Origin of the sequence: Pseudomonas sp. 2957, from assembly GCF_031456345.1 — a bacterium.
In the GTDB taxonomy this organism is placed as follows: domain Bacteria; phylum Pseudomonadota; class Gammaproteobacteria; order Pseudomonadales; family Pseudomonadaceae; genus Aquipseudomonas; species Aquipseudomonas siliginis.
In genome coordinates this window covers 712678-729992 of record NZ_JAVDUL010000001.1, presented here as the reverse complement: position 1 = coordinate 729992, position 17315 = coordinate 712678, and the positions used below count along the sequence as shown (strand labels likewise).

General features: G+C 60.3%; 16 protein-coding genes and 1 pseudogene. 7 read left to right on the top strand and 10 right to left on the bottom strand.

Translation table 11 applies throughout. The features are described from left to right. Positions 1–12: 12 nt before the first annotated feature. Both J2Y39_RS03360 and J2Y39_RS03355 read left to right on the top strand, forming a co-directional pair. Positions 13–597, top strand: a complete 585-nt coding sequence (locus tag J2Y39_RS03360) for a hypothetical protein (protein ID WP_310215094.1) — start codon at positions 13–15, stop codon at positions 595–597. 66 nt (positions 598–663) lie between these two features. Then, positions 664–1977: a sorbosone dehydrogenase family protein gene (locus J2Y39_RS03355; RefSeq protein WP_212615612.1), complete on the top strand. Its 1314-nt coding sequence runs from the start codon at positions 664–666 to the stop codon at positions 1975–1977. A 127-nt stretch (positions 1978–2104) separates the two neighbouring features. On the opposite strand, the gene J2Y39_RS03350 is transcribed toward J2Y39_RS03355, so the two are convergent. The 5 genes from J2Y39_RS03350 to J2Y39_RS03330 all read right to left on the bottom strand — a co-directional run bounded on the left by J2Y39_RS03350 (position 2105) and on the right by J2Y39_RS03330 (position 6749). Continuing rightward, the gene (locus tag J2Y39_RS03350) at positions 2105–2641 is read right to left on the bottom strand and encodes a C40 family peptidase (protein WP_041479547.1); all 537 of its coding nucleotides are present in this window, start codon (positions 2639–2641) and stop codon (positions 2105–2107) included. A 215-nt stretch (positions 2642–2856) separates the two neighbouring features. Then, the gene (locus J2Y39_RS03345) at positions 2857–3474 is read right to left on the bottom strand and encodes a C40 family peptidase (protein ID WP_016773699.1); all 618 of its coding nucleotides are present in this window, start codon (positions 3472–3474) and stop codon (positions 2857–2859) included. Positions 3475–3665: 191 nt separating this feature from the next. Then, the gene (gene hda, locus J2Y39_RS03340; RefSeq protein ID WP_007919828.1) at positions 3666–4370 is read right to left on the bottom strand and encodes a DnaA regulatory inactivator Hda; all 705 of its coding nucleotides are present in this window, start codon (positions 4368–4370) and stop codon (positions 3666–3668) included. Positions 4371–4576: 206 nt separating this feature from the next. Next, the gene (locus J2Y39_RS03335) at positions 4577–5650 is read right to left on the bottom strand and encodes an AI-2E family transporter (RefSeq protein WP_095180755.1); all 1074 of its coding nucleotides are present in this window, start codon (positions 5648–5650) and stop codon (positions 4577–4579) included. 34 nt (positions 5651–5684) lie between these two features. After that, the gene (locus J2Y39_RS03330) at positions 5685–6749 is read right to left on the bottom strand and encodes a DUF2066 domain-containing protein (RefSeq protein WP_310215082.1); all 1065 of its coding nucleotides are present in this window, start codon (positions 6747–6749) and stop codon (positions 5685–5687) included. A gap of 373 nt (positions 6750–7122) precedes the next feature. Here J2Y39_RS03330 and purM point away from each other — a divergent pair, with 373 nt between their 5' ends. The 3 genes from purM to J2Y39_RS03315 are packed head-to-tail and all read left to right on the top strand — an operon-like array spanning position 7123 to position 9553. Continuing rightward, entirely contained in the window at positions 7123–8181 is a 1059-nt protein-coding gene (gene purM / locus J2Y39_RS03325) for a phosphoribosylformylglycinamidine cyclo-ligase (RefSeq protein WP_016773695.1), read from the top strand. Beyond that, positions 8181–8831 (top strand): phosphoribosylglycinamide formyltransferase, encoded by a 651-nt coding sequence (gene purN, locus J2Y39_RS03320; RefSeq protein WP_310215080.1) that lies wholly within the window; start codon positions 8181–8183, stop codon positions 8829–8831. Before purM ends, purN begins: the two co-directional genes overlap by 1 nt. An 8-nt stretch (positions 8832–8839) precedes the next feature. Continuing rightward, a complete protein-coding gene (locus J2Y39_RS03315; RefSeq protein ID WP_056783915.1) occupies positions 8840–9553 on the top strand; it encodes a DUF3108 domain-containing protein in 714 nt (237 codons plus the stop codon). A 240-nt stretch (positions 9554–9793) separates the two neighbouring features. Here the strand turns inward: J2Y39_RS03315 and J2Y39_RS26405 are convergent, their stop codons facing one another. From J2Y39_RS26405 to J2Y39_RS03305, 3 genes and pseudogenes are all read right to left on the bottom strand, one after another. After that, a complete protein-coding gene (locus tag J2Y39_RS26405) occupies positions 9794–10657 on the bottom strand; it encodes a methyl-accepting chemotaxis protein (protein WP_371699267.1) in 864 nt (287 codons plus the stop codon). Continuing rightward, a pseudogene (locus J2Y39_RS26400) lies at positions 10649–11419 on the bottom strand (MCP four helix bundle domain-containing protein); the annotation flags it as partial. The pseudogene J2Y39_RS26400 and the gene J2Y39_RS26405, both read right to left, overlap by 9 nt. Before the next feature lie 138 nt (positions 11420–11557). Continuing rightward, complete coding sequence (locus tag J2Y39_RS03305) at positions 11558–12604, bottom strand: amidohydrolase family protein (protein ID WP_150741312.1); 1047 nt, start codon at positions 12602–12604, stop codon at positions 11558–11560. Between the two features lie 129 nt (positions 12605–12733). On the opposite strand from J2Y39_RS03305, the gene J2Y39_RS03300 reads away from it, so the two are divergent. Continuing rightward, positions 12734–13150, top strand: a complete 417-nt coding sequence (locus J2Y39_RS03300; protein ID WP_310215072.1) for an OsmC family protein — start codon at positions 12734–12736, stop codon at positions 13148–13150. Between the two features lie 61 nt (positions 13151–13211). Continuing rightward, positions 13212–14078, top strand: coding sequence for a pirin family protein (locus J2Y39_RS03295; protein ID WP_095180750.1), 867 nt, complete (start codon positions 13212–13214; stop codon positions 14076–14078). A gap of 457 nt (positions 14079–14535) precedes the next feature. On the opposite strand, the gene J2Y39_RS03290 is transcribed toward J2Y39_RS03295, so the two are convergent. Next, positions 14536–15264 carry a dienelactone hydrolase family protein gene (locus tag J2Y39_RS03290; RefSeq protein ID WP_310215068.1) on the bottom strand — a complete coding sequence of 243 codons (729 nt, stop codon included), beginning with the start codon at positions 15262–15264 and terminating at the stop codon, positions 14536–14538. Between the two features lie 69 nt (positions 15265–15333). Continuing rightward, complete coding sequence (gene htpG / locus J2Y39_RS03285; RefSeq protein ID WP_071171478.1) at positions 15334–17238, bottom strand: molecular chaperone HtpG; 1905 nt, start codon at positions 17236–17238, stop codon at positions 15334–15336. Positions 17239–17315 lie beyond the last annotated feature (77 nt).

The window sequence follows — 17315 nt, the reverse complement described above, 5'->3', positions numbered from 1 at the left end:
AGGATGACGACGATGCAAGGCATGATCATCAGCAACCCGCGCCTGGAATTCCTGCGCCCGGTGCTGGAACGCTGGTTTGACTGTATCGATCGCTACAACACCGTACGCGGCGACAACGACACGCCATATTGGCACGACGAGAAAGCCAATCTCGGCCTGCTCGCGGCAGCGGCGTGGATGGCTGAAATGGTCACGATGAACGACACGGCCACGCGCAAACAGAACGAAGAAGGCGAACGCAATGCTCGCGCCGACCTGCTGATTGCCGGCGCCGAAGACCGCGCGTTCATTCAGGCCACGCAACGCTGGCCACGGGTCAACAACCTCAACCTGACCCAGGCACTGCTCGACATCACCGTTGATGCCAAGCGCATCAGCTACGCCAGCGATCTCAAGCTCGGCTGCCTCTTTGTTGCCCCGCAAAAACCTCAGCACAGCGCCAGCCCCGAAGAATTGCAGGACATGGTCGACGACCTGCAAAAGGAACACACCTGCGCCGTGGCCTGGTATTTCCCCTACGCCTATCGCAAATTGCACAGCGACGCGGGCAACTATCATCCGGGCATCGCCGTGCTGTTCAAGGAAGCCCGCGGTTGAGCAGTTGAACCATCGGGCCTGCGCCCTCCTCTATGTTTAGGAATGCATTCATAGGGAAGATCAGCAATGCGCAAGGCCCAACTCGCTCTTATCATCGCCGTCGCTGGCGGGCTCGCCGCCTGCGGTGAAACCTCCAGCCTGCAAGTCTCCGACGGCACCGGCCCGTCACCGAAACTGCCCGAACCGAACAAGACGCTGATCCCGACAGTCAACATCGCCCCGGCGGTGGGCTGGCCGGAAGGCGCGAAACCGACCGCAGCGGCCGGCACCCAGGTCGCCGCGTTTGCCGAAGGCCTTGATCACCCGCGCTGGCTCTACGTGCTGCCCAACGGCGATGTGCTGGTGGCGGAGACCAATGCGCCGCCCAAGCCCGATGACAGCAAAGGCATTCGTGGCTGGGTGATGAAGAAAGTCATGGGCAAGGCCGGCGCCGGCGTGCCCAGCCCGAACCGCATCACCCTGCTGCGTGATGCCGACCACGACGGCGTCGCAGAAACCCGCACGGTGTTCCTGCAGAACCTCAATTCGCCGTTTGGAATGACGCTGGTCGGCAACGATTTGTACGTTGCCGACACCGACCGCCTGCTGCGCTTCAACTACGAGCCGGGCGCCACCGAGATCAAGACCCAACCGATCAAAGTCGTCGACTTGCCCGGCGGCACGCTGAATCACCACTGGACCAAAAACGTCATCGCCAGCAAGGATGGCAACAAGCTCTACGTCACCGTCGGCTCGAATAGTAACGTCGGCGAAAACGGCCTGGATCAGGAAGAAGGCCGCGCGGCGATCTGGGAAGTGGATCGTGCGACCGGCAATCACCGGATCTTCGCCTCGGGTATCCGCAACCCCAACGGCCTCGCCTGGGAACCTACCAGCGGCGCATTGTGGACAGCAGTCAACGAGCGTGACGAAATCGGCAGCGATCTGGTGCCGGACTACATCACCTCGGTCAAGGACGGCGGCTTCTATGGCTGGCCGTTCAGCTACTACGGCCAGCACGTCGATGTGCGGGTCAAACCGCAGAATCCTGATCTGGTGGCCAAGGCCATCGCTCCGGATTACGCGGTCGGTCCGCACACCGCTTCGCTGGGCCTGACCTTCGCCGATGGCAACCGCTTGCCGGCGCAATTCAAGGAAGGCGCATTCATTGGCCAGCACGGCTCGTGGAACCGCAAACCGCACAGTGGCTACAAGGTGATTTTCGTGCCGTTTACTGGCGGCAAGCCGACCGGGCAGCCGGTGGATGTGCTGACCGGTTTCCTCGACAAGGACGAGAACGCGCTGGGCCGCCCAGTTGGCGTGGTCATCGATCAGCAAGGCGGCTTGCTGGTGGCGGATGATGTCGGGAACAAAGTGTGGCGCGTGTCGGCCAGCAAATAAGCTAAGCGCAACGCAAAAAAAGTGGGAGCGAGCCTGCTCGCGAAAGCGGTTTATCAGTCAAATCATTGTCGACTGACACTCCGCCTTCGCGAGCAGGCTCGCTCCCACATTTAGTTATGCATACGCACTAGGGGTTATGCGCCAGCTGCCCCGGCTGCAACACCCGCTTGGCGCTCAGATACGCCTTCTGCCAATACGCCTTCGACAGGCTATCGAGCTTGACCGTGCCGCCCGTGGCCGGCGCATGCACGAAGCGCCCCTCGCCGACGTAAATCCCCGCGTGACTGACCTGCGAGCCGCCATTGGTGGCGAAGAAGATCAGGTCGCCGGTCTGCAGGCCTTCCTTGCCGACATTCGGCGCCTGCATGACGATCATTTCGCGGGTCGAGCGTGGCAGCGAAATTCCCGCCGCGTCCCGGTATACGAAACCGATCAGACCACTGCAATCGAAACCGGAATCTGGCGTGTTGCCGCCCCAGCGATACGGCGTACCGACCAGGCCGAGGGCACGGAACAACACGTCTTCAGCAACGGGGGAAAAAGCCTGGGAGGGAGCGAACACGATCGGCGCGCGAACCACGGGGGCTGGCGGCGGTGTGCGGCTGGCGCAGGCGCTGAGCAGCGCGGCGCAAAGGATCAAGGTGAGGCGGGCCGACATCGTCATAAGCAGAACATCCTGATCTGGCTGCGGCTTTCTCTGCCGAATGGACAGAAACAAAACCGCCTGCATCATCACGCAGGCGGTTTGCCATCAATATAGATTCAGGATTCTAGCGGCTACGCGGCAAACTTCAAGTAAGACTTTAACTTCACCTTGTAAAGTTTAGGTCTACTCCGTTGCCGTGCCGTTTTGTCGCCGCGAACGCAGCGACATGCAGGTTACTTGCGAGCGGTGACAACGGTCGGCGCCATGGCGAGTGCACGCTTGGCTTCGATGAAAGTCTTGCTCCAGTAGCTGTCACCCAGGCTGTCGATGCGAACACCGCCGCTGCGACGACTGCTGGAGTGAATGAACTGGTTGTCACCCAGGTAGATGCCGGCGTGACTGACACGACCGCGACGACCATTGGTGGCGAAGAACAGCAGATCCCCCGGCTCAAGGTTGCTGCGCGAAACCAGCGGCGCATCAACGTTGATCATTTCGCGAGTGGAGCGCGGCAGGTTCATGCCCGCCTCTTCGCGGAACAGGTAACCGATGAAACCGCTGCAATCGAAGCCGGCTTCAGAGGTACCGCCGAAGCGGTAACGAGTACCGATCAGGGACATACCGCGTTCGAGGATGCTGTCAGCCAGTACAGGAAGCTGATAAGGCTTGCTGCCGTTGAACTGGTTGAGTTCTTTTTCGGTGTCCAGCTCTTCCTGGTAAATAACGGAAGACTGGGCGGTAGCAGAATTCTTGACCTGTTGCGGCGGCTCTTGAACCGGAGAATGAGCAGCACAACCGAATAACAGGGTAACGAGTGCGAGAGGCACGAGGGGTGCGAAGCGCTTTAGCATGGGCACGACCGTGGCTGATAGTTGTAAAGAAGCCGAGACTATGCCCGCTATCGTCCTCATTTGCAAATTCAATCGAACTTTATGTGACTTCCCGGTTTCGCGTTTACATCTAAGCGCGTAACTCGTCTGGCCGGTGAATCGGCGTAGGGACGTGGGTTTTCTGGCGCCCGAAAGCTGGCAAAAGCCCACTACTACCAGCCAAGAGTTTCCTTGAGGAAGGGAATGGTCAGCTTGCGTTGCGCTTGCAGGGACGCCTGATCAAGCTGCTCGAGAAGATCGAACAGCGCGCTCATGCTGCGCGTGCCGCGAGTGAGAATGAAGTGCCCGACTTCATCGGTCAGGTGCAGACCGCGACGGGATGCGCGCAATTGCAGCGCACGCAATTTGTCTTCATCGGAGAGTGGGCGCATCTGGAAGATCAGCGCCAGGGTCAGGCGCGATTTCAGGTCGGCCAGCTTCACTGGCAATTCGCGCGGCGAAGTGGACGCGGCGATCAGCAGGCGCCGGCCGCTGTCACGCAGACGATTGAACAGATGAAACATCGCCTCTTCCCAGTCGGCCTTGCCGGCAATCACCTGCAAGTCATCCAGGCAGACCAGTTCGTACTGCTCAAGGTTGTCGAGGATTTCCACGCCGCGATCCATCAACTCGGCCAGCGGCAGATATACCGCCGGTTCGCCCATCTGCTCGAAGCGCAGGCACGCGGCCTGCAACAGATGCGTGCGCCCGACGCCGTGTTTGCCCCACAGGTAGATCAGGCTCTCCGTCCACCCGGCGTCGGCTTCGCAGAGACGCTCGACATAGCCGAGTGCAGCGGCATTGGCGCCTGGGTAGTAGTTGATGAAGGTGGCGTCGTCACGCAGACGCACACCTAGGGGCAGCTGAATCGGTTTCATGCTGACTGAACAGTTCTCAAAGGAACCGTTAGTGGCCTCTGTGTAAAGTTGGCGAAGTTTATACCCGTGAGGCTGAGCGCACAATGCGACAGACCCCAAGCAAAATCAAAGGTTTGCGTTGACGCAGCGGTTTGATGACAGATTCTCTGGCGCCCTCGCTCGAACGAAACGGACCAGCCCGGCCAAGCGCCGGGCGGCCCGCGCCATCACAGCTCAGGTTCGTCAACGCCGCTGTAGATCCCGGAATCCTTATACAAGTCGTGGACATGACGCACCAGCACCATGATCACCGCCGCCACCGGCAACGCCAGCAGCACGCCGGTGAAACCGAACAGCTCGCCGCCAGCGAGGATCGCGAAGATCACCGCCACCGGGTGCAAGCCGATGCGGTCCCCGACCAGCAGCGGCGTCAGCACCATGCCTTCCAGTGCCTGACCGACCATGAACACTGCAACGATCCCGACCATCGGGTACAGATCGCCCCCGAACTGGAACAATCCGGCGATCAATGCCGCACCGATGCCGATGACAAAACCCATGTACGGCACAATCGCCGCGAGCCCGGCAATCAGGCCGATCAACAGCCCCAGCTCCAGACCGACGATCATCAGGCCGGCGGCGTAGATTACGCCCAGCGCAACCATCACCAGCAACTGCCCGCGCACAAACGCGCCGAGCACTTCGTGGCACTCCCCCGCCAGCGCAACCACGCGCTCTTCGCGATCACGGGGCAACAGGCTGCGGATCTTGCCCATCATCACGTCCCAGTCGCGCAGCAGATAGAAGCTCACCACCGGAATCAGCACCAGATTCGCCAACCAGCCGATCAGCGCCAGGCTCGAGGCCGTCGCCTGACTCAGCACCACGCCGACGATGTCGGTGGTCTGGCCCATGTGCTCGCTGATCGCAGCTTTGACTTTATCGAACTTCCAGAAGCCGTCCGACAAACCAAGCTTCGCTTGCGCCCACGGCACAGCGGTGTGCTGCAACCAGTCGAGCATCTGCGGCGCCAGCTCGTACAGACGCAGCAACTGCTTGGCGAGCATCGGTACCAGCACCAGCATCAACGCCGTGACGATCAAGGTGAACAAGGCAAACACGGCAATCACGCCCCAGGTTCGCGACAGCCCGAGCCGCTCCAGACGATCCACCAGCGGATCGAACAGATAAGCCAGCAACAACGCGACCAGAAACGGCGTGAGGATCGGATGCAGCAACCATACAAACGCGCAAAGCAGGACTACCCCACCGAGCCAGAACCAACGCCGCGTATCGGCCATTTACCACTCCTGATGCTTCTATATAAGGAAAGACTTACCAGCGAAACCGCAACGACGGTGCCGCCGCTGCCGGGGCTGGCGCTGGCGCTGCAACCGCAGGCGTACCATCCGCCGCTGGCTGGGCAGGCGCCACCGGAACCGGCGCTTCGGCCGGCAGCTCCTGCAACTTCGCCAGCGACAATTGCGCGCGCAACTGATCGGCGCTGCCATTGAGCCGATAGACGATCCGATCGCCCTGCACGCTTTGCAGACGCACGCCGAACGGTTCGAGTAACCGCAGCAGCGCCGCATAATGCTCCAGATTCATGCCCTGCACTTCCAGCGTCTGCTGACCCGATGCGCCGGGTTTGGCGACGAATCGCGGCGCCAGACGCTCGGCCACCGCCAGCATCACCGCATCGGCAATCGCAGCCTGATCGGCGCCCTGCACGCTGCCGGCCTCTTTCTGATCACCGAGCCACAAGCGCCATTTTGCCTGCCACTGTCCGCCCTCTTCGCGGGCATGCACCGCCAGCAAGGCGTCGGCGTTGTAGCGCTCCGAAGCACTGCGCAAGGGCGCGGGGTCAGCGCTTTCCAGCGCGGGTGCGGTGGCAACCAATTGCTCGCTGAGATCAGCCAGCGGCAAGCGCAGTGGCAAACCGCGATGTTGTGCGGCCGTGCGCAACGCTGAGGCTGCGGTTTGACCGTCACCGACCAGGCTCGCACCTTCAGTTGAATCGTTCAGCCACCAGCCGAGGATCGACGGCCGACTGGTGCCCCACACCGGCAACCCGGCCCGGCGCAAGGCCTGCTCGGTGGTTGCCGGATCGAAATCGACTTTCAGCACTTCCGGTGGCCCGGCATCGAAACCGAACTGGCTGATGATCTGCTGCGGGTCCTTGCGGATCGGCGCCAGCCCCGGGTTCTGCGCGGCTTTCGGGTCGCCGGTCAGGCGCAGCACCAGGGTATCGAGCGCTGCCTGCGTGGCGCGATCGCGCTCTTCCGGCGCCTGGCCGTTGACCGGCTGACGCACCTGATACAGGCCTTTGAGGTTTTCGGCATGGCTCGCCAGGCTGACCAGCGTCAGGCAGCCTACAAATAACAATTTACAAAAACGCATGGAAAATTCCCGTCGACAGGAGCGGCTGGAACACGCCGCGTGAACCGGTTGAGCAAGGCTGTGACCCCCACCTCTTGCAAAACATTCACACGGTGGCGGTAAGTTTTTGCACAGTCCTAACGATAGACGGTTAATCGCCACACCTTATACAGGCAGTCATACCCTGCGATTGCAAAAAATTTCCGCCGATATGGCCCTGCCCGTCGGTGCGAGGATGGCCGCTGCCCCTCAAGCCTGATAAAATCGCGCGCCTTCGCAGACCGGCAACAGCCGGGCCCCTCGAAACTCGCGTGAGGCGATCGCCCATCGAGTTCGATGTTCCCGCTGAACTCGGTCGTTACCCCCTGAATCCCCTCCCCTAAAGGCCTGGATCATGAGCAAGCAACCCTCCCTGAGCTACAAGGACGCCGGTGTAGACATCGACGCCGGTGAAGCATTGGTCGAACGCATCAAGAGCGTCGCCAAGCGCACTGCGCGCCCGGAAGTCATGGGCGGCCTGGGCGGTTTCGGCGCCCTCTGCGAAATCCCGGCCGGCTACAAGCAGCCGGTGCTGGTCTCCGGCACCGACGGCGTCGGCACCAAGCTGCGTCTGGCGCTGAACCTGAACAAGCACGACAGCATCGGCATCGACCTGGTCGCCATGTGCGTCAACGATCTGGTGGTGTGCGGCGCCGAGCCGCTGTTCTTCCTCGACTACTACGCCACCGGCAAACTGAACGTCGACACCGCTGCCCAGGTTGTCACCGGCATCGGCGCTGGTTGCGAACTGTCGGGTTGCTCGCTGGTCGGCGGCGAAACCGCTGAAATGCCAGGCATGTACGAAGGCGAAGACTACGACCTGGCCGGCTTCTGCGTCGGCGTCGTGGAAAAAGCGGAAATCATCGACGGCTCGAAAGTCGCCACCGGTGACGCCCTGATCGCCCTGCCATCGTCCGGCCCGCACTCCAACGGCTACTCGCTGATCCGCAAGATCATCGAAGTCTCCGGCGCCGACATCGAAAACACCCAGCTCGACGGCAAACCGCTGACCGACCTGCTGATGGCCCCGACCCGCATCTACGTCAAGCCACTGCTCAAGCTGATCAAGGACACTGGCGCTGTGAAGGCCATGGCCCACATCACCGGTGGCGGCCTGCTCGACAACATCCCGCGCGTGTTGCCAAAAGGCGCGCAAGCTGTGGTTGACGTGGCAAGCTGGACTCGCCCGGCCGTATTCGACTGGCTGCAAGAGAAAGGCAACGTTGATGAAACCGAAATGCACCGCGTGCTCAACTGCGGCGTCGGCATGGTCATCTGCGTGGCTCAGGAGCACGTCGAAGTGGCCCTGAACACCCTGCGTGACGCCGGCGAGCAGCCTTGGGTCATCGGTCAGATCGCCGTGGCCGCCGAAGGCGCTGCGCAGGTCGAGCTGAAGAACCTCAAGGCTCACTGATGCCAAAGTCCTGTGATGTCGTGGTGCTGTTGTCCGGCACCGGCAGTAACTTGCAGGCTCTGATCGACAGCACGCGGACCGGCGACAGCCCGGTCCGCATCGCTGCGGTGATTTCCAACCGCGCCGACGCCTACGGCCTGCAACGCGCCCGCGACGCGGGTATCGCCACCCGCTCGCTGAATCACAAGGCATTCGAGGGCCGCGAGGCCTTCGATGCCGCGCTGATCGAACTGATCGACCAATTCAACCCCGAACTCGTGGTACTGGCCGGCTTCATGCGCATTCTCAGCGCTGATTTCGTGCGTCACTACCAGGGTCGCCTGCTCAACATCCACCCGTCGCTGCTGCCCAAATACAAAGGGTTACACACTCATCAGCGCGCGCTGGAGGCCGGCGATACGGAACATGGCTGCTCCGTGCACTTCGTCACCGAGGAACTCGATGGCGGACCACTGGTCGTACAAGCAGTATTACCGGTAGAGTTGCACGACACGCCGCAAAGTCTGGCGCAACGAGTCCACGCCCAGGAACACCTGATCTATCCGATGGCAGTACGCTGGTTTGCCGAAGGCAGGCTGACACTCGGTGACCAGGGTGCTTTACTCGACGGTCAGCCACTCGCCGCCAGCGGCCACTTGATTCGACACTAGGAGATATTATGCGTCGCGCCCTGCTCTTCGCTTGCGCTCTGCTCGCCCTGCCCTTCGCGCAGGCAGCGGACCTTCAACCGTTCTCCGCCAGCTACACCGCCGACTGGAAGCAGCTGCCCATGAGCGGCACCGCCGAACGCAGCCTGACCAAGGAAGCCGACGGCGTCTGGAAGCTCAGCTTCAAGGCCTCGATGATGATCGCCAGCCTGACTGAAGAAAGCACCCTGAAGCTGGACAAGGACACCCTGCTGCCGCAGTCCTACCACTTTGAACGCGGTGGTCTGGGCAAAGCGAAAAAAGCTGATCTGGACTTCGACTGGGCCAATAAACTGGTGACCGGCACCGACCGTGGCGACGCGGTGAAGATCCCGCTGAACCGTGGCATGGTCGACAAGTCGACCTATCAACTGGCGCTGCAGCACGACGTTGCCGCCGGCAAGAAAAGCATGAGCTATCAGGTGGTTGATGATGGCGAAGTCGATACCTACGACTTCCGCGTGCTGGGTTCGGAAAAGGTCGACACCAAGGCCGGCCAGATCGATGCGATCAAGGTCGAGCGCGTGCGCGATCCGACACAAAGCAAACGCATCACCGTGCTGTGGTTCGCCAAGGACTGGGATTACCTGCTGGTGCGCCTGCAACAGGTCGAGACTGACGGCAAGGAGTACAACATCATGCTCCAGGACGGTACGGTCAACGGTAAGACTGTCAAAGGCAGCTGATCCGTCGCAAGAACAGAGAGCCCCGCGAATGCGGGGCTTTTGTTTATCTGTTCGATGATACTGCGCGGCGGCCCTACCCCTCACCCCAGCCCTCTCCCGAGGGAGAGGGAGCCGACCGAGGTGTCTGCCGCTAACCATCGACCTGAGAAACCGAGTCGAATATGGATTCCAAAGCATCGCACGATTAGTCCCCTCTCCCTCCGGGAGAGGGTTAGGGTGAGGGGCTTTTGAAGGTCAAACTCACACCGAAAACCGCGCCACCATCCCGTTCAGATCCACCGCCAACTTCGACAACTCCTGACTCGCCGCACTGGTCTGATTGGCCCCCGCCGATGTCTGCATCGCCAGATCACGAATATTCATCAGGTTGCGATCCACCTCCCGCGCCACCGCTGCCTGCTCTTCCGAGGCGCTGGCGATGACCAGATTGCGCTCGTTGATCAAGGTAAACGCCGAGGCAATTTCCTCCAGGGCCGAGCCTGCGCTCTTCGCCAGCTCGAGGGTCGAGCGCGCCCTTGAGTTGCTTTGCTGCATCGAACTGACCGCTGAATCGGTGCCCTGCTGGATCCCGCCGATCATTTGCTCGATTTCCTGGGTCGACTGCTGGGTGCGATGCGCCAGCGCCCGCACTTCATCTGCCACTACTGCAAAACCACGCCCGGCATCACCGGCGCGCGCGGCTTCGATCGCGGCGTTGAGGGCGAGCAGATTGGTTTGTTCAGCGATCGAGCGAATCACGTCCAGCACTTTGCTGATGCCATGAACCTTTTGCGCCAGCGCCTCGACCTGCGCGGCATTATTGGTGACATCGCCAGCGAGAAACTCGATCGACGTCACCGTCTGCTGCACTTGCTCGCGCCCTTGCCGGGCGATGCGGTCGGACTCGCGGGAGGCTTCGGACGTGGCCACGGCGTTGTTCGCCACCTCTTCCACCGCTGCTGTCATCTGGTTGACCGCAGTGGCGGCCTGTTCGATTTCCTGGCTCTGCTGATGCAGGCCGCGAGTGGCGTCTTCGGTGACACTGCTGAGTTCTTCGGCTGCCGAGGCCAACTGCGTTGACGACTCGGAGATGCGCCGGATCGTGTCGCGCAGATTGTGCTGCATGCTTTTCAACGCTTGCAGCAGACGCGCCGGCTCGTCTTTGCCAGTGATGTGAATGTCACCGGTCAAATCCCCACCGGCCACCACCTCGGCCACGCTGAGCGATTGCGACAATGGCACGACGATGCTGCGCGTCAGCAGCAACGCCAGGCCGACGGTAATCAGCGCAGCCATGGCGATCATTACTGCGACCCATAGCCGCGATTGCTTGAACACCAGTCGCGCGGCCTCAGTGGCCAGACCGGCATTCTGTTTATTCAACTCGACCAGCTCACGCAAAGTGGCGGCGATTTCATCGGCCAGCGGGCTCATCTGATCATTGAGAATCGTCGAAGCTTCAGCGATCCGATTCTGCGCCGACAGCTGTAGGACTTGTGCCTGAAGCTCAAGGTATTTGTGCTCGGTGCCCTTGAAGCGTTCGAACAATACGCGCTCTTCAGGCAGCACGATCAGACCGTCATAACGCTGCTGCGCTTCGCTCAAGCCACTGCGCAGCTCGTCGAGCTTGGCGACATTCTGCTCCAGTGCCTTGGGGTCACGGTTGAGCAACAGGCGCATGGTCAGCGCACGCAGGCGCAGCATGTCCTGACTCATTTCACCGACCGCCATCACGCTTGGCAGCCAGTTGTTGTCGACTTCATCGGACTGCGCTCGCATGTTCGACATTTGCAGCAAGGCGAACGCGCCGAGGGCAAACACCATCAGGGCCAGCAGGCCGAAACCGAGACCGGCGCGCGGGGCAATATTGAGACTACGGATATTCATCACTCTGGCTCCTTCCAAAAGCGCTGCATCAGCCTGCAGCGGGGTGCTTTAGAAGGTATCGGCATTGCCGTGAAATTGCGTAAGACGAAAAAGCGATAGGCAAACGAGCGGCTAGTCCGAACTCATGGCTTTGACGTTTCAGCGCGGAGCAGCGGGTTTTTCTGTGTTGCGCGGCAGTATTGCCAGGAAGTTATCGCGCGCGACTTTGCGCGCCACCCCTTCCGGCAGCGCATCGAGAAACGGCTTGTAGCTGTGCATTTCCTGACCAAGCTTGTTGAACCGTCCTACCACGTCAGAGCCGAGCATGAAGCGCTCGGGATACTTTTCCACCAGCGCCAGCCATTCGGCGCGCGGCTTGCCCTGCTCGTCCAGCAGATACGGCGTGAGCATGCTCCACGACAGGTCGATAAACAGATTCGGATAAGCCTCAAGCATGCGCGTCAGGGTTGGCAGGAGAAACGGCAACTGGGTCTGATGCCGATGGATCTCGGCGCTGGTGCCGGCATGCGCCCAGATGAATCGCGTGTGCGGATGGTTGCGCAGCGGCTCTTCGACTTCCTTCAGGTACAGCGGATTTTTCTCACGCTTGGAAGTGATGTTGGAATGCAGCATCACCGGCAGATCGTTTTCCGCAGCGAGGTGATAGATCTTGGTCATTGCCTCGTTGTTGGCTCGGGGCGTGTCGCCGGAGGTCAGCGCCGTCAGGTCATCGTGCCGGGTGAACACCTCGCCGATGCCCTGCCACAACCCCGGATACAGGTCGAGCATGCGCTGGATGTGCGCGGCGGAATTCTTGTCATTGGGATTGAAGCCGGACAGGAACGGATGAAAGTACTGGCGCTGCTCCGGCGCAAGTTTTTCCACCGCGTCGGCAATGATCACATCGGTGGCGCTGTACCAATAGGCATCGGCGTCATCACCGGCGTAATAACGCGGGCGCTTGGGTTCGTCTTCATGCCATTTCTTCGCCACGGGAATGCCGGAAATCATCACGTGCTCGATGGAATTGTCCTTCATGGCCGTGAGCAATTTCTGCATGCCGGCGCTTTCCTGGAAAAAATCCACGTAATGCAGGTGCGCATCGCTGTAGGTGTATTCGCGGGCACTGGCGCTGCCAGCGAACAGCAGCAGACAGGCAAGACTCAGACGAGACAAGGACACAAGTAATCTCCGGCAGATGGGCATAGCCTAGACCGCGCCCGAACGACAAGGGTTCAGCCCTGCCGAAAAGCGGAACGCCCACTGCTGCGAATGCTCTATAACTGCAAGGTCTGTTTTGTTCGAACGATTTTTCCTGCCGCCTGTGAGGTTTCCATGACTGTTACCGTCAATACCGTCTCTGCCGAAGGTTTTCGTCACACCGTCCAGATCAACGACCACGAATTGTTTGCCGATGTACCGAAAAACGCTGGGGGTGAAGGCACCGCGCCAGAGCCACACGACTACTTCGACGCCGCGCTTGGCGCCTGTAAAGCGCTGACCCTGAAGATGTACGCGAAGAAAAAAGACATCCCGCTGACCGGCGTGGGAGTCGAAGTGAAGCGCGACAACAGCCAAGAGCAGAAAGGCAAATACGCCCTGCATGTCACCCTGACGCTCAAAGGCGTGCTGACTGACGCCCAGCGCGAGGAACTGCTGCGTGTGGCCGATCGCTGCCCGATTCACAAATTGATGACCACCAGCGAAGTCAGTATCGAAACCCACGCACCACAAGGCTTCGACAGCCAATAATCCTCCTGATGCCAGCGGCGGGTTATGCTTCTGGCATCACCCGCTCAGCCTGGAATGCACCATGGACACGCCACTCCTGATCATCCGCCCGCGCGCCGAAGACGTCGAAGGTCAGCCGATCCTGCGCCCGCTGCCGTCAGCCAAATGCCGCAACGTCGGGCCTTTCGTGTTTTTCGACCACATGCTCGAGACGATTTATCCGACGGGTAAAGGCATGGATATCCGACAGCATCCGCATATCGGTCTGTCGACGCTTACCTACTTGTTCGAAGGGCAATTGCAGCACAAGGACAGTCTGGGCTCCGATCAAGTGGTCGGCGCCGGCGATGTCAGCTGGATGACCGCTGGCAGCGCCATCGCCCACGTCGAGCGTACGCCTGCGCCACTGCTTGCCGAGACCTTCACCCTGCACGGCCTGCAAGTCTGGCTGGCCTCGCCCAAGGCACACGAAGAAGGCCCGGGGCATTACAGTCATCACCCGGCAGCGACGTTGCCGGTCAGCGATAACCTCGGCGTGCAGATTCGCATGATTGCCGGGTCAGGCTTTTGCCTGGAATCGCCGGTGCCGGTGCTTTCTCCTACGTTGTATGCGGAAGTGAAGATGCAGACCGCGACCACATTGCTGATTCCGGCCGAGCATGAAGAACGCGCGGTGTATGTGTTGAGCGGGGATGCGCAGTTGAATGGCGAGGCGATCGAGCCGCATGCGCTGGTGGTGTTGCCGGTTGGCGAAGAGATGAGCCTGTTTGCCGAAACCGATGTACACGCCGTGGTGTTCGGCGGCGCGGCGCTGGATGGGCCGAGACGGATCAACTGGAATTTTGTTGCAAGCGATCCGGCGGCGATTGATGAGGCACGGCGCAAGTGGGCGGCCGGGGATTGGCCGACGGTGCCGGGGGAAGTCGAGCGGATCGAACTACCGCGCTAGGCCGCTTACCCTCACCCCAGCCCTCTCCCAGAGGGAGAGGGAGCCGACCGAGGCGTCTTGCGTTATACATCGACCTGAAAAGTCTCGGCGATTATGGATTCGCCTATTCACGTTCAGGTCGACGCCACTCCCGAGCAACCCCCAATCAGTCCCCTCTCCCAGAGGGATAGGGAGCCGACCGAGGCGCCTTGCTTTATACATCGACCTGAAAAATCCCGGCGATTATGGATTCGCCTATTCAAGTTCAGGTCGACGTCACTCCCGAGCAACCCTCAATCAGTCGCCTATCCCAGAGGGATAGGGAGCCGACCGAGGCGTCTTGCGTTATACATCGACCTGAAAAGTCTCGGCGATTATGGATTCGCCTATTCACGTTCAGGTCGACGCCACTCCCGAGCAACCCTCAATCAGTCCCCTCTCCCTCCGGGAGAGGGCTAGGGTGAGGGGCTTTTCGCTTTTAACCGTTGAACACTTCATCCAGCAAATCATGCATCGACTTGAACGCGCGCTTGGCGGTCTTTTCGTCGTACATCATCTTGCCCGGCACATTGGCGTGCGGATCGGTAAAGGAGTGCACCGCGCCGCCGTAGCTGAGCAGTTGCCAGTCGACCTTCGCCGCGTTCATCTCATCTTCGAATGCCGGCAGTTGCTCTTTCGGCACCAATGGATCGGACGCGCCATGCAGCACCAGCACCGAGCCCTTGATGTTCTGCGCATCCGCCGGGTTCGGCGAATCCAGCGTGCCGTGGAACGACACCGCCGCTTTTACCGGCGCGCCGGTGCGAGCCAGGTCCAGCGCACAGCAACCACCGAAGCAGAAACCGAACACCGCCAGTTTCGAGGTATCCACTGCCGCTTCGCCCTGGCTCTGCAATTGCTCGAAAGCCACTTGCAGACGTTTGCGCAACAGCGCGCGGTCGTCCTTGAGCGGCATCATCGCTGCCAGCGCCTCATCAGCGTTCTGCGGACGTACGCTCTGGCCATAGACATCCGCAATCAGCACCACGTAACCCTTGGCCGCCACGGCTTTGGCGATGTCTTCAGCACCGGCGCTGACGCCCATCCAGTTCGGCGCCATCAGCAAACCCGGGCGCGCAGCCTTGTGCTCGGCGTCGAACGCCAGGCGACCTTCATAGGTCTGGCCGTCAATCTGATAGACCACGGAACGTACAGTGACTTGGCTCATTTCTGACTCCTGATTGTGTAAACACCAGAATGAAAAAACCCGCCGAAGCGGGTTTTTCCTACAACGTGATCAAACCGACAGTTCAACCAGCAGCTTGTTCAGACGGCGCACATAAGCGGCCGGATCCTTCAAGCTGTCGCCCGCCGCCAGGGCGGCCTGATCGAAGAGGATGTGCGACAGATCGCCAAAACGCTCTTCGCTCTGCTCGCCATCGAGTTTCTCGATCAGCGGGTGGCTCGGGTTGAACTCGAAGATCGGCTTCGAATCCGGGACTTTCTGCCCGCTGGCTTCGAGAATCTGGCGCATTTGCAGACCCAGATCCTGTTCGCCGATGGCCAGAATGGCCGGCGAGTCGGTCAGACGATGGGACACGCGAACTTCAGCCACGGAATCACCCAGCGCAGTTTTCAGGCGCTCGACCAAACCCTCTTTGGACTTGGCGACTTCTTCAGCGGCTTTCTTGTCCTCTTCCGAGTCCAGATTGCCCAGATCGAGGTCACCGCGCGCCACGTCGACAAAAGTCTTGCCGTCGAATTCGCTGAGGTAGCTCATCAGCCACTCGTCGATGCGATCGGTCAGCAGCAGCACTTCGATGCCTTTCTTGCGGAAGACTTCCAGGTGCGGGCTGTTCTTGACCTGCGCGTAGGTTTCGCCGGTGAGGTAGTAGATCTTGTCCTGACCTTCCTTGGCGCGGGCCAGGTAGTCAGCCAGACCGACAACCTGCTCGCCGTCGTCGCCCTGGGTCGATGCAAAACGCAGCAGACCGGCAATTTTCTCTTTGTTGGCGAAGTCTTCTGCCGGGCCTTCTTTCATGACCTGACCGAAGTTTTTCCAGAAGCCCTTGTATTGCTCAGGCTCGTTCTTCGCCAGTTTTTCCAGCATGTCGAGCACACGCTTGGTCAGCGCGGTTTTCATCGAATCGATGATCGGGTCTTTCTGCAGGATCTCACGCGACACGTTCAGCGACAGGTCGTTGGAATCGACCACGCCTTTGATGAAGCGCAGGTACAGCGGCAGGAACGACTCGGCCTGATCCATTACAAACACACGCTGCACGTACAGCTTCAGGCCCTTCGGCGCTTCACGCTGGTACAGGTCGAACGGCGCGCGGGCCGGCACGTACAGCAGCGAGCTGTACTCAAGCTTGCCTTCAACCTTGTTGTGGCTCCACGACAACGGATTCTCAAAGTCGTGAGCGATGTGTTTGTAGAACTCCTGGTATTCCTCGTCTTTGACTTCAGTGCGCGGACGGGTCCACAGGGCGCTGGCACGGTTGACGGTTTCCCATTCAACGGCCGGAGCCTCTTCGCCTTCGGCCGGAGTGACTTCCTTCGGCAGTTCGATCGGCAAAGCGATGTGGTCGGAGTACTTCTTGATGATGTTGCGCAGACGCCAGCCATCCGCGAATTCGTCTTCACCGGATTTCAGGTGCAGGACGATGCGGGTACCGCGCTCTGGCTTGTCGATGGTGGCGACTTCGAACTCGCCCTCGCCTTTCGACGACCAGTGCACGCCTTCGCTGGCGGCAGTGCCGGCGCGACGGCTATATACATCAACCTTGTCGGCGACGATGAAGGCCGAATAGAAGCCGACACCGAACTGGCCGATCAGGTGCGAATCTTTCTTCTGATCGCCGGACAGGTTTTTCATGAAATCGGCGGTGCCGGATTTGGCGATGGTACCCAGGTGGGTGATCACATCGTCACGGTTCATACCGATACCGTTGTCTTCGAGGGTGACGGTCTTGGCGTCCTTGTCGAAGCTCACACGGATTTTCAGGTCAGCGCCACCTTCGAGCAACTCAGGCTTGGCCAGGGCTTCGAAGCGCAGCTTGTCGACAGCGTCAGAGGCGTTCGAGATCAATTCGCGAAGGAAAATTTCCTTATTCGAATACAGCGAATGGATCATGAGGTGCAGCAGCTGCTTTACCTCGGTCTGGAAGCCCAGGGTTTCCTTTTGAGTTTCCACACTCATGGTCATCAAACTCCAATCAGATGGCAGTGGCCGCGACCCGAAATGGTCTGCGGCGGGTTGTCATCTGAGTTGGGGGC